Source organism: Aminobacter sp. HY435 (genome assembly GCF_027568395.1).
Classification (GTDB): domain Bacteria; phylum Pseudomonadota; class Alphaproteobacteria; order Rhizobiales; family Rhizobiaceae; genus Aminobacter.
On record NZ_JANKZL010000010.1, the window covers coordinates 131,325 to 143,677 of the forward strand.

General features: G+C 63.7%; 16 protein-coding genes. 2 read left to right on the plus strand and 14 right to left on the minus strand.

The features are described from left to right. Nucleotides 1-105: 105 nt before the first annotated feature. The 14 genes from fliP to PCJ21_RS16100 form a co-directional block, all read right to left on the minus strand. Entirely contained in the window at nt 106-837 is a 732-nt protein-coding gene (gene fliP, locus PCJ21_RS16035) for a flagellar type III secretion system pore protein FliP (protein ID WP_269932414.1), read from the minus strand. Continuing rightward, a complete protein-coding gene (locus tag PCJ21_RS16040) occupies nt 834-1,337 on the minus strand; it encodes a flagellar basal body-associated FliL family protein (RefSeq protein ID WP_269932415.1) in 504 nt (167 codons plus the stop codon). The genes fliP and PCJ21_RS16040 overlap by 4 nt, the downstream gene beginning before the upstream one ends. A 10-nt stretch (nt 1,338-1,347) precedes the next feature. Next, nucleotides 1,348-2,052, minus strand: coding sequence for a flagellar basal body L-ring protein FlgH (gene flgH / locus PCJ21_RS16045; RefSeq protein WP_269932416.1), 705 nt, complete (start codon nt 2,050-2,052; stop codon nt 1,348-1,350). Next, nucleotides 2,049-2,630 (minus strand): MotE family protein, encoded by a 582-nt coding sequence (locus tag PCJ21_RS16050; RefSeq protein ID WP_269932417.1) that lies wholly within the window; start codon nt 2,628-2,630, stop codon nt 2,049-2,051. Before PCJ21_RS16050 ends, flgH begins: the two co-directional genes overlap by 4 nt. A gap of 9 nt (nt 2,631-2,639) precedes the next feature. Further along, entirely contained in the window at nt 2,640-3,887 is a 1,248-nt protein-coding gene (locus tag PCJ21_RS16055; protein ID WP_269932418.1) for a flagellar basal body P-ring protein FlgI, read from the minus strand. Beyond that, entirely contained in the window at nt 3,884-4,360 is a 477-nt protein-coding gene (gene flgA / locus PCJ21_RS16060; protein ID WP_442866029.1) for a flagellar basal body P-ring formation chaperone FlgA, read from the minus strand. The genes PCJ21_RS16055 and flgA overlap by 4 nt, the downstream gene beginning before the upstream one ends. A gap of 6 nt (nt 4,361-4,366) precedes the next feature. Next, the gene (flgG, locus tag PCJ21_RS16065; RefSeq protein WP_269932419.1) at nt 4,367-5,155 is read right to left on the minus strand and encodes a flagellar basal-body rod protein FlgG; all 789 of its coding nucleotides are present in this window, start codon (nt 5,153-5,155) and stop codon (nt 4,367-4,369) included. Nucleotides 5,156-5,164: 9 nt separating this feature from the next. Further along, complete coding sequence (locus PCJ21_RS16070; protein ID WP_269932420.1) at nt 5,165-5,476, minus strand: flagellar hook-basal body complex protein FliE; 312 nt, start codon at nt 5,474-5,476, stop codon at nt 5,165-5,167. Further along, nucleotides 5,476-5,892 (minus strand): flagellar basal body rod protein FlgC, encoded by a 417-nt coding sequence (flgC, locus tag PCJ21_RS16075; RefSeq protein WP_269932421.1) that lies wholly within the window; start codon nt 5,890-5,892, stop codon nt 5,476-5,478. Before flgC ends, PCJ21_RS16070 begins: the two co-directional genes overlap by 1 nt. 5 nt (nt 5,893-5,897) lie before the next feature. Then, the gene (gene flgB, locus PCJ21_RS16080) at nt 5,898-6,278 is read right to left on the minus strand and encodes a flagellar basal body rod protein FlgB (protein ID WP_269932422.1); all 381 of its coding nucleotides are present in this window, start codon (nt 6,276-6,278) and stop codon (nt 5,898-5,900) included. 159 nt (nt 6,279-6,437) lie between these two features. Next, complete coding sequence (locus PCJ21_RS16085) at nt 6,438-7,067, minus strand: hypothetical protein (RefSeq protein ID WP_269932423.1); 630 nt, start codon at nt 7,065-7,067, stop codon at nt 6,438-6,440. Beyond that, nucleotides 7,051-8,451, minus strand: coding sequence for a flagellar protein export ATPase FliI (fliI, locus tag PCJ21_RS16090; protein ID WP_269932424.1), 1,401 nt, complete (start codon nt 8,449-8,451; stop codon nt 7,051-7,053). Before fliI ends, PCJ21_RS16085 begins: the two co-directional genes overlap by 17 nt. 8 nt (nt 8,452-8,459) lie before the next feature. Continuing rightward, nucleotides 8,460-9,182, minus strand: a complete 723-nt coding sequence (gene flgF / locus PCJ21_RS16095) for a flagellar basal-body rod protein FlgF (RefSeq protein ID WP_269932425.1) — start codon at nt 9,180-9,182, stop codon at nt 8,460-8,462. A 6-nt stretch (nt 9,183-9,188) separates the two neighbouring features. Then, nucleotides 9,189-10,310: a DUF1217 domain-containing protein gene (locus tag PCJ21_RS16100; RefSeq protein ID WP_269932426.1), complete on the minus strand. Its 1,122-nt coding sequence runs from the start codon at nt 10,308-10,310 to the stop codon at nt 9,189-9,191. A gap of 154 nt (nt 10,311-10,464) precedes the next feature. On the opposite strand from PCJ21_RS16100, the gene motA reads away from it, so the two are divergent. After that, nucleotides 10,465-11,340 (plus strand): flagellar motor stator protein MotA, encoded by an 876-nt coding sequence (motA, locus tag PCJ21_RS16105; protein ID WP_269932427.1) that lies wholly within the window; start codon nt 10,465-10,467, stop codon nt 11,338-11,340. A 36-nt stretch (nt 11,341-11,376) separates the two neighbouring features. After that, entirely contained in the window at nt 11,377-12,312 is a 936-nt protein-coding gene (locus PCJ21_RS16110; protein WP_269932428.1) for a FliM/FliN family flagellar motor switch protein, read from the plus strand. Nucleotides 12,313-12,353 lie beyond the last annotated feature (41 nt).

Here is a 12,353-nt window from a genome sequence, read left to right on the forward strand (position 1 = left end):
CCTGATCCAGAAACGAGAACAGCCCCATCTCGATTGACGCGAGATGGGGCTGTCTTCGGAACCGTCTGGATATCCCCGAAATGTCGGCCGTGGCGTTGTGCTTCGCTACGTAAACGATCGCACCAGGCTGCCGACGAGCAGGTTCCAGCCGTCGATGAGGACGAAGAACAGTATCTTGAACGGCAACGACACCACGGTAGGCGGCAGCATCATCATGCCCATGGCCATGGTGATGGTGGCGACGATGAGGTCGATGACGAGGAACGGCAGGACGATCAGGAAGCCGATCTCGAAGCCGCGCCGGATCTCGGAGATCATGAAGGCGGGCACCAGGATGCGCAGATCGACCTTGTCTTCCGACACGGTCTGGCCGCGTTCGCGGGCGAGGTCGGCGAACAGGTTGAAATCCTTGTCGCGGACGTTGCGCATCATGAAGGTGCGGAACGGATCCGAAATCCGCTCGACGGCCTCGGTCTGGGTAATCTGGTTGTCCATCAGCGGCTTGACCCCGTTGTTCCAGGCCTGGTCGAAGGTCGGCGCCATGACATAGAAGGTCATGAACAGCGACAGGCTGATGAGGATCAGGTTGGCGGGCGTCGACTGCAGGCCGATGCCGGTGCGCAGGATCGAGAAGGCAATGACGAAGCGGGTGAAGCTCGTCACCATGATCAGAAGTCCGGGCGCCACCGAAAGCACGGTGAGCAGGCCGAACATCTGGATGATGTAGCCGACAGTCGCACCGTTGGCATTGCCAAGAGCGCCGAGGTCAAGTTGTTGCGCGCCGGCGGGCAGCACGGTGCCGGCCAGAAGGGCAAGAGCGATCAGGTATTTTTTCATTCGAACAGCAACGTTCTGATCAGCACTTCCTTGACGTGTCCTTCGCTGCGGATGGCGGCGCGTTCGTCGAGGTCGGTCTTGAGGTGGCGGAAGGCGCTGGCGCCCTGGACCTGATGGATCCGGAGCGTGCGCACGAATGCGAGAAGGTCCTGATGGACACGATCGGCGACCTCCTGCGGCTGGGGTTCGTCCAGCACCAGCGACAGTTCGAGCCGTATCCACATATCGTCCGGCGCGGCGAGATTGGCGGTGATCGGCGCCAGCTGGACCAGCGTGCCGGCGGCAGCCGGATCGGCGCCGTGTTCGCCGCCACCCTTGGGCGCGTGCGGCTTGGCGGCCACCTCGGCTTGCTCGGCCGGCTTGGATTCGCCGTAGAGATAGCCTCCCGACATCCAGCCGCCGCCAATGGCGGCGCCGGTCAGGAGCAGCAGGATGCCGATCTGGACGGCCAGCGATGGAGCTGGTTTCTGGGCGACTGGCTGTTGTTCGATCGCTGACATGTGGCCGGACCTAGAAGGGGAGGACCTGGTCGAGGAACTGCGTGCCGTAAGGCGGCTGCTGGACCTCGGAGATGCGGCCTCGGCCGCCATAGGAAATGCGGGCTTCGGCGATGCGTTCGTACGGGATGGTGTTTTCCGGCCCGATGTCGGACGGCCGCACGATGCCGGCGATGGTCAGCACGCGAAGCTCGGCGTTGACGCGGACTTCCTGCGAGCCGCGGATCATCATGTTGCCGTTGGGCAGCACCTCGGTGACGACGGCGGCGACCAGCAGGTTGAGCTTTTCGGACCGCGCGGTCGCACCATCGCCGCTGAACTTGGAGTTGGAGTCGATCGTGGCGTCGGCCGCGCCGCCGGTGCCCGCGCCGTCCCATTCGAGATTGGCGCTCAGGCCAAGGCCGCGCCCGGTGGTGCGATTGCGTTCGGATTCGTTCTTGAAGCGGGCGCGGTCGTCGATCTCGATCTTGACAGTCAGGATGTCGCCCGACTGGAAGGCACGAGGGTCAGTGAACATACGGCTTTGCTTGTCCTGCCACAGCGAAAAGCGCTTGGTCGGAGCCGCTGGCGCTTCGGGGTAGCGGTACATGGTCGAACTGCCGTCCTCGATGCCGGACCCGACGGCCGACATCGCTGGCTCCTTGCCGATATCCTTGACGTTGGAGGCGCAGCCGGCCAGGCTGGCGAGCAGGGCCGCAAGTAGGGCTTTTCTGGTCATGAAGGATCTTCCCGGCGGGACGCGCTCGCCATGATGCGGGTCAGCTCGGCAGCCGACTTGCTTTCCATTTCATTGAGGATGACGCTGGACTTGCGGGCGTCGAGCTTCATCAGGATGGCGGAAGCGAGATCCACGTTCATCACCGCAAGGCGTTCGGCGGCGGCGTCCGGCTTCATGCGTGAGTAGATCTGGACGACGCCTTCCTCGGCGCGGGCCAGAAACACCTCACGGCGCTTGAGCCAGGTTTCGTACTCGGTCTTACGCTCTTCGAGAAGGGCGATGCGCTTGTCGACCTCGGCCTGGAGTTTCTTCAGCTCTTCAGCCTGCAGCGCGTAGCGCCGGTCGCGCGCGGCGTCGGCGATGTTCGAGCAGAAACGCTCCACCTCGCTGGGCTCGGCTGCGGCGACTGCCGGCACCTCGCGCTCGATGATCTGCGCCGGCGAGGCCTGGATGGGCGCCGCTTGCGGTTCGAGCGATGCGCTTTCGGTGCGCGCCGGCCCCGCGCCGATCAGCACGATGGCGAGCGCCGTTGCCGCGAGCGCATTGCGCTGGATCGTGGGGTTGAGCTTGTTTCCCATGTTCCCGACCTACTGAACGACCAGTTCGGCCTGCAGAGCGCCTGCCGACTTGATGCCCTGGAGGATTGCGATGATGCCGTCCGGCTTGACGCCAAGCCGGTTCAGGCCGGCGACCAACGTCTGAAGGTCGGGGCCGTCGAGCATGGCGAGCTTGGAGCCGGGCTGCTCGGCTTCGATGACAGTGAAGTCCTCGATTGCCGTCTGGCCGCGGGAGAACGGCTCCGGCTGAACGACGCGTGGCTGCTCGGTGATGCGGACAGTCAGCGTGCCGTGGCTGATGGCGACGCGCGAGATCTTGACCTCGTTACCGATGACGATCGTGCCGGTGCGCTCATCGACGACGACCTTGGCGGGCGTGTCGGACATGACGACCAGGTTTTCGAGCTCGGCGTAGAAGCGGGCTGTTGAAATGCCTTCGGGCTTGCGGATGACAACAGTGCGCGAATCCTGCTCGCCTGCCACGCGCTTGCCGAATCTATGGCGCGAATAATCGTTGATGGCGTCGGCGATGCGGACGGATGTCGAGAAGTCGGCGTTGTAGAGTTGCAGCGTGAGCACGTTCTCTTCGGCGAAACGAGCCTTGACCTCGCGCTCGACGATTGCGCCGTTGGGCACGCGGCCGGCGGTGGGAGTGCCCTGCGTGACGCTTTCCGCAGCGCCCTGCGCATTGAAGCCGCCGACCAGGAGAGAACCTTGGGCGACAGCGTAGATTTCGCCGTCCGCGGCCTTCATCGGGGTCATGACCAGGGTGCCGCCGGCCAGCGACGTCGCATCGCCGAGCGAGGCGACATTGACGTCCATGCGCGCGCCGGCCTGCACGAATGCCGGCAGGTTGGCTGTCACGATGACCGCGGCGACATTCTTGGTGCGGGCGCGGCCGTCTTCCGAACCGATGCCGAGATTGTCAAGCATGGCGCGAATCGACTGTTCGGTGAACGGCGAATTGCGCAGGCTGTCGCCGGAGCCGTTGAGGCCGATGACGAGGCCGTAGCCGACGAGCTGGTTGTCGCGTGCTTCCTGCAGCGAAGCGACGTCCTTGATGCGGACGTTGATCAGGTTGGCGCCGTTGAGCGAGGTCAGCCGCGAGCTGTCGGCATAGCCGCCACCGGCAAAGTCGCCCGCGCTGCCACCGGCACCGCCGCCGGCCTTGCCGCCTTTGGCCGCCAGCTCGGATGCCGGAACACCGTCGGGGCCGTCTGCATAGGCGGTCTGGAGGCCGAGGACGGCGACTGCCGCGAGCACCAGTCTGCGGATCATGTCGCACCCACGTGGATGGAGCCGTCGGCCATGACGACGCCAGAGAAAATCTTGCCGCTGTCGAGGTTGCGCACCTTGACGACATCGCCGGCCGCGCCGGGTTCCAGGCTGACGGCCGAAGCGGTGATCATCAGGGGGCCTGCCTCGAACACCACCTGTACGGCAGCGCCACGGTCGACCAGCCATGCTTCGCGCAGCGCACCGGCCGGGACGTAGCGGCCGGGCAGCAGCGTGCGCTTGGCAACCTTGCCGTCGAGCTCGTTGGGCAGGGTCGCGACCGAGTCGGGGCGAACCTTGCCCGGCTTGAGCGTGACTTCCTTGAGCGCCGACAGCGAGATGGCCTCGCCGGGATAGATGATGCGGTTGGGAACGAGCACAACCTCTTGCGCCGCCGCCGGGGCAACGGCGCAGAACATGGCAAGCGCAAGCGCTGCCGTGCGAATGGGGGTGGTGAGTGCGTTCCGTGAGCGCATCGCTTGTTACCGAATGTTCTTGGAGACGACGGCCGCCATTTCGTCGGCCGCCTGGATGACCTTGGAGTTCATCTCGTAAGCGCGCTGCGCCGAGATCAGCTCGGTGATTTCCTTGACCGGATCGACGTTCGACGCTTCGAGATAGCCTTGCTTGATGGTGGCATAGCCTGGATCGCCTGGCACGCCGACATTTGCGGCGCCCGAGGCTTCTGTCTCGGCGAAGAGATTGTCGCCAAGCGGCGCCAGCCCCGCCTCGTTGGCGAAGTTGGCCAACTGAAGCTGGCCTGCCAGCTCGAGTTCGGTTTGACCGGCAAGGCGCGCAAACACTTGGCCGGAGGCATTGACTGTCACCTCGATTGCATCAGGATTGATGGTAATGCCCGGAGTGACGGCGAATCCTTCGACCGTGACGAGCTGGCCGGTGGCGTTGGTGTTGAACGAGCCGGCGCGGGTGTAGAGCGTCTGGCCGTCGGCGCCTTCGATCTGGAACCAGCCACGGCCGCTCAAGGCGAGATCGTACTGGTTGCCGGTGCTGGTCAGGCCACCCTGGACGTGCACGTTGCGGACCGCCGCCGTCTTGACGCCGAGGCCGATGCTGACGCCTTCGGGCACGATTGCCGCGTTGCCGCGGTTGGGGACGCCCTGCATGCGGTCGACCTGGTAGAGAAGGTCGGAAAACTCGGCCCGCGCGCGCTTGTAGCCGGTCGTGTTGATGTTCGCGATGTTGTTTGCGATCACTTCAAGATTGGTCTGCTGGGCATTCATGCCCGTGGCGGCGATGGCGAGCGCTTTCATCGGTTTTCCTCAGATGCCCATGCGGCTGACTTCGAGATACGCCGTGACGATCTTGTCGCGGATGGCGATGGCCGCCTGGAGTGCCTGCTCGGCGCTCATCACGGCGTCGACGACTTCGCGGGTGTCGGCTTTGCCCTGGAGGCCTTCGACAGAAAGCTGTTCGCCCTTGCGCAGGGCGGCGACGGTCTGCGCCGCGGCATCGGAAAGGGCGGCGGCAAAAGATGAGCCGACGTCGCCGGTGGCGGCGGGACCTGCCGATGGCAGGATGCTGGTCGGCTTGGTCAGAGCCTGCTGGCTAAGTGGGCTGATGTTGCCGATCATCACTGGCTCCTCATAAGATCTATGGTCATTGAAATAAGATCGCGCGCCTGCTTAACGACTTGCAGGTTGGCTTCGTAGGAACGGTTGGCCTCGGTCATGTCGGCCATTTCGATCAGCACGTTGACGTTGGGCATCTTGACGTAGCCATTGGCGTCGGCAGCTTCGTTGCCAGGCTGGAATTCCAGCGGGAATGCCGACTCGTCGCGCCCGATGGCCGCGACCTCGACGGTCGAGCCGCCCGTTGCCCGGTCGAGCTCGGCGGCGAAGCTGATGGTCTTGCGACGGTACGGATCGGCGCCCGGCGTGCTGCCGGTCGACTGGGCGTTGGCCAAGTTTTCCGAGACAATGCGAAGGCGTTCAGACTGCGCGCCGAGACCGGAACCGGCGACCTTGAGGGCTGCGACAAGCGGATCCATCTCGTTCAGCCCTTGCTGCTCTGCATGATCATGCGGTGAAACGCCTTGATGATTGCGGTGTTGAGCTCGAACGAGCGGCGGACGTCGCCGGCTTTCATCAGCTCGTCTTCGATCGCGACGGTGTTGTCGGAGGGCAGCACCGAGTGCTTGGGCTCTTCCGGCTTGACGGCGAAGCCCGCGGCGGTGGCGCCGCCGGTCAGATGGCCCGTCTGCGTCGCCGACATGGCCACCCGCGAGCGATCGAGCACACGCTCGAACGGTTCGATATCATTGGCGCGATAGCCTGGCGTGTTGGCGTTGGCGACGTTGCCGGCGATGGCCGTCTGGCGGACGGAAAGCCAGCGTGCCTGCTGTGCGGCCAGATCGAACAGGTTGACGGGGTCCATGGAAATCTCCGAGCAGATTTCCGAAGACTAGTTGGCCAGTCTTGCGCGGGCCTTGCCGAGGAGGAGAGGCGGAGATGCCGTTCCGACGGACCTTGCTGCCACCAACGCGGCGCGCCACGGCGGCGCGTGCGCTGCGCATTGCGATCCGTCCGGACAGGTCTAGCGCGCGACCTGCAGCACTTCTTCACGAGAGGTGACAATCACCCATTTGCCGTTGCGCTGCTCGATCGAGGCGACCTTGCTGGAATCGGGAAGGGTCGAACCGCGCTGGACGATCCATACGCCGGCATCGTCCTGGATCATGGCGCGGCCGTTTGCGACATGCAGCAGGCTGAAGTTGATCTTGGGTCCCGGGAACGGTTGCTCGGCGACGGCGCCGACGCCGGCCTGGTCGTCCTTGTCGGGGCGCAGCGATCCTGTGGCGAACAGGTCCAGCTTCATCGGGGGAATGTCTTGTGGAGACATCGGCGCGCCGACGCGGTCGATCTGCTGGCCCATCGCCAGCGGAATCGGCTGTTCGTTCTGGCCGCCGCCGGAGAACTTCATCGCCCTGATGCCGAATTTGTCCTGGTTGAAGAAAATGTACCAGGGAAACAGCGCGCAAGTGAGGCCGAGCGCGATGCCCAGGGTGGCGACGACGAGGTCGCCGCGCCGGTCGCGGGTCTCGCGCCGCGGCGTGATGGTCAACGGCTTGCGCTTCAAGCCGACACGCTGCAGAAGCGTGCGCGGCTTGTCCTGCGTTCCGATCATGTCGAGGAACTCGGCTGCCGGGTCATTCCGCCTGAACATGTGGTCTTTCCTTGGCTCTCAGATGGCTGGCGAGGTCGGAGAACGGGTCGAAGGACGGACCATCCGCCGGCGATTGCGCCAACGCCTCGTAGATCGTCGGCACCTGGCGTACCGCCAGATCGAGTTCGGGATCCGCGCCGGGCTGGTAGGCGCCGAGCAGGCGGATGTCGCGCGTGTCCTCGAAGCGCGAGATCATCGCCTTCAGCTTGCTGACCAGCAGGCGCTGGTCAGGGCTCCAGGCCTTGCCTGCCAGACGCGAGATGGACGACAGCGGATTGACGGGCGGATAGCGGCCCTGCTCGGCAATCGAGCGGTCGAGTACGACGTGGCCGTCGAGGATGCCGCGCACGGAATCCGCGACGGGATCGTTGTGATCGTCGCCGTCGACGAGGACCGAAATGATGGCGGTGATCGAACCTGTGCCCTCCATGCCGGGACCGGCGCGCTCGAGCAGCTTGGGCAGTTCAGTGAAGACCGAGGCCGGATAGCCGCGCGCTACGGGCGGCTCGCCCGCGCCGATCGCCACTTCGCGCAGGGCATGGGCGAAGCGGGTGATCGAATCCAGAACCAGCAGCACGCGATGGCCCTGGTCGCGGAAGTGCTCGGCGACGCGCATGGCGGTGTCGGGAGCACGCCGGCGCATCATGGCGCTTTCGTCCGACGTGGCCACCACCGCCACTGTCTTGGCCATCGCGGCTGCGCCGATGGTGTCTTCGAGAAATTCGCGGACTTCGCGGCCGCGCTCGCCAATCAGGGCGACGACGACCGTGTCGAAAGCGTCCGCGCCTGCCAACATGGCGAGCAGGGTAGACTTGCCGACGCCGGAGCCGGCGAAGATGCCCATGCGCTGGCCGAAGCACAGCGGCGTGAAGATGTCGATGACGCGCACGCCGGTCATGAAGCCGGTGTCGACACGCTGCCGCGACAGTGCCGCGGGCGGCGTGGAGTCCGCGACCTCATGCCTGGCACTGCGGATTAGCGCCGGGCCGTTGTCGATCGGTCGGGCCAGAGCATCGATGGCCCGGCCGCGCCAGCTTGTATGCGGCGTTATGGTTATGGGCCCGCGCGTGAAGATGGCATCGCCGACGCCTACCTCCTCGCTGCTTTCATAGGGCGCGACCAGCACCTCTTCGCGGCTGATCTGGACGATTTCGCCGCGTCGGCTGCGGCCATGGCCAAGATGCTCGACGATGTCGCCGAGACGGGCATGCGAGGACAGACCCCTGACCTTGAAGTGGGTCGGGGCGATTTCGGTTATCCGGCCGCCGCGCCGGACCAGTGACTTGTCGTCGGCAAAGCGCTGCTGGATACGCTCCAGTGCGTCCAGCCTGTTGTCGAACGCAGGCAAGTTCTCGTTGCGAATGGCGGGAAGGGGTGCGCTCACTTATTGGCCTACTTCGAGCCGAGCGTCTTGATTGCGTCGGAGAACGAGGCTTCAGTCTGCCGCATCAGGGCCGCGGTGTTTTCGAAGGCGCGCTGCACCATGATGAGCTTGGTCATCTCCTTGACCGGGTTGACGTTCGATTCCTCGATGAAGCCTTGCGCGACGCCGACTTCGATGCGGTCGACGACGGGCAGCGGCGCCGTTGGCGGTACCACGCCCGAGTTGCCGTAGCGCACGAAGTTGGAACCGGGGTTGAACTCATAGAGACCAAGCGAGGCGACCAGGCGGCCGTCTTGCCGCAAGGTGCCGTCGGGACTTGCCTCGGGCGGTCCGTTGCGCGGGTCGAGCTGGATCGGCGCGCCGCCGGCGTCGAGCACCGGGTGTCCCTCCAGCGTGACCATCTGGCCTTCCGGGGTCAAGGTGAAGCGGCCGTCGCGGGTCATGACGATGCCGGCGGGCGTGTCGATGCCGAACCAGGCGTCGCCGCGAATGGCGAAGTCGAAAGGGTTGCCGGTTTGCGTCATGCCGCCGTGCTGGGTCGACAGGAATGTGTCGCCTGAAGAGGTGAACGACACCGACTTCTGGCCGAGACCGGAAACGACGTCCTCGAATTTCACGCCTGTGGCGCGGTAGCCCACGGTGGATGAATTGGCGACATTGTCGGCGATGGTGTTGAGCCGCTTTTCAAGCGCAACCTGCGCCGAAAGGGCGACGTAGAGACCGTTCTGCATGATGTCTCAGAACCTCAGTTTTTGCATCGCAAACATCAGGTCGGTCGATACCCCGTAGGATGTCGGCATGCCGAACAAGATGCCGGCCGATTGTAGCGCCGGAGATGTGGGATTGTTGATCTCCCAAAGGCTGGTGAAGCGCTTGAGGAATTCGCCGAGCTTCTTTGGGTCGGAGAGGTCGGAAACTTTCAGCTTCTGTTCGAACAGCTTGACCTGCTTGTCGACGTCAGCCTGTGCAAAGGCTTCCGGGAGCATCAATGCGGTGCGCACGACCTTGGCCAGGGCCGGGTCGGCAAGCACCTGGTAGAAATTGGAAATGCTCGAAGCCTTGCGTTCGAAATAGAGCGCAAGGCGGACCCCTTCATTTTCCTTGCCGGCATTTTCCTCGAGGGTCTGCCGAAAGAATTTTTCCGTCGATGGCTTCTGTGCTGCGTTGATGGTGGTGGCGTCGGCGCCGTAGGCTTCGAAATTGAACGCGGTGGCAAATGCAGCAAAGCGCGTATCGGCCATCTGGTTGGCATAGCTTTTCGGGTCGCGAACACCACCCGCCAAAACCTTCGCCATCATCTCCTTGTTCTCGACAGAACCACCGAGACCGTAGGCGTTCATTGCAAAGACGTAGAGCCGGTCGTTGGCAAGAAGCTCTTTGGCGGACTTAATCTTTACGATGTTTTCCTGATAGTATTTGACTTCTTTCTTCACCGCTTCGGAATTCGGGTCGCCGCCGGCCAGGTTGACAGCCACCAGATACTTGGTCGTGGTCCCCTGTTGGGCTTTGTTGAAGACGGTGGCCTGGTCCCCGAGCTCCGCGAAGTTGAAGGTTTTGACAAATTCGGCATAGCGCTTGTCAGTCAGCTTGTTGGCGAAGCTGTCGGGATTGGCAATGCCCTCCTTGAGGGCCTTTTTCATGAACGCCTTGGCGTAGGCCATGTCCTCTAGGCCGTGCGACTTCATCGCGTACTTGAAAAGCCGATCGTTCTTGATGAACTCGTCGATGCTTTTCACTTTCGTGATGTTCTTCAGGTAGTACTCGGTTTCGCGCTCGACGATCGGCTGGGCTTCGACCCGGTCAAGGGCCTTGCCAAGGTCCTTCGCGATCATCTGATAGCTAGTATACGTGTTGAGCACGAACAAAGTCCTCCCGCCGCAGGATAGTCGGAGAAGGCTACGCTCGAATCCTTGCGCGAGGCTGAATCGATTTTCGACAGTCCTTCAAGCCTCACACAAGGCACGGCGTCTATCTGTGCATGCATATTGCTTTTGAATGCGGAAGGACCTGCTCGTGGGCATTCTGATCGGACTCGTCGTTACGCTGGGGTGTGTGCTCGGCGGCTTCATGGCGATGGGCGGCCATCTGGACGTGCTCATGCAGCCGTGGGAGCTGGTCATCATCGGCGGCGCGGCGCTGGGCACATTCCTTGTCGCCAATCCGATGTCGACGGTGAAGGACACCGGCCGCGCCATCATGGAAGGCTTCAAGCAGAAGGTCCCGAAAGAGCAGAACTACCTGGAGACGCTCGGCGTTCTGCATTCGCTGATGCGGGAGCTGCGCACCAAGACGCGCTCGGAAGTCGAGGCTCATATCGACAATCCCGAGGAATCGTCGATCTTCCAGTCCTTCCCGACCGTTCTCGCCAATCACGACCTGACGCACTTCATCTGCGACTATTGCCGCATCATCATCATCGGCAACGCCCGCTCGCATGAGATCGAGGCGCTGATGGACGAAGAGATCCAGACCATCCGCGCCGACAAGCTGAAGCCCTATCATGCGCTGACCGCGGTCGGCGACGGCCTGCCGGCTCTCGGCATCGTCGCCGCCGTTCTCGGCGTGGTGAAGGCGATGGGCGCACTCGACCAGTCGCCGGAAATCCTGGGCGGGCTGATCGGCGCAGCGCTGGTCGGTACCTTCCTCGGCATCTTCCTGTCCTATGCGGTGGTCGGGCCGATCGCCACCAAGGTCAAGACGGTGCGCGAGAAGAACAACCGGCTCTACATCATCGTCAAGCAGACGCTGCTGGCCTACATGAACGGCTCGCTGCCGCAGGTGGCGATCGAATTCGGCCGCAAGACGATTTCCTCCTACGACCGGCCATCCATCGACGCGGTCGAACAAAGCACGCTGAACATCGGCAATATCGAGAAGAAGGCGGCCTGAACCGATGCAGGACGCTGAACAAGGGCATCGCAAGTCATGAATATCACCGCAAGCCCTGCGGAACCGCGCGACCTGGTCATCGAACGCCTGCTGGGCGACACCGGCGAGCCAGCCAAGGTGCATTCGGCCGCCCGCCGGCTGGCGGAGCGGTCTGCGCCGCTGATCGCCAAGTACCTGACGGAAATGCTGCCCGAGCAGGTCTTTGTCGAGGTGGCGGACGTCAAGCTTGCGCGCATGGCGGACGCCAAGGCGGGCAAGGCCAACCAGGCCATGACCGTCGCCATAACCATGGCCTCGCCCGACGGGCTGGTGATGACGCTCGACCCGCAGGCAATCGCAATCCTCGTGCATCTGATGTTCGGCGGCGACGCCAACCGCGACGTGGCGCCGCTCGACCGCGACCTTTCGTCGATCGAGATGGGCGTATCTACGCTTGTGCTGCAGGAAGTCGCGCGCGCCATGAACGCCCAGGGCCCGGATGGCGGCCTCGGCGTCAAGCTGCCGGTCGGCGAAGCGACGACCGGTACGGTGATGAAGAAGCATGTGTTCCGCGACGGTCCTTCGGCGCGCATCACGCTGACGATCGCCACCGCCGTTTCGCGCGGCATGCTGACACTGACGCTGCCGCAGCGCATCCTGATCGAGGACCGGCGCGTCAAGGCCGAAGAAGAGGCAAACGCCGTGCCGACGACTGAATGGCGTTCGCGCTTTTCGGACGAGGTGATGCGTTCAACGGTTCGCCTCGAGGCATCCATGCCGCTCGGAAGAATGACGCTTGGCGACCTTACGGGCCTCGCTCTCGGCCAGGTGATCGAGCTTGCGGAAAACGCACAGACCAATGCCGTCATCGCGGCGCGTGGAAAGACGCTGTTTGCCTGCGAGTTCGGCAAGCTTGGCCAGAATTACACCGTGCGCATCCGGCGTCCGTTCGACGCCACCGAAGAAACAATTGAAGGCATCGTCGCCGGCTGAACGACACGCGTCGCCCGAGACTTCGACCGACAGAACTGGAG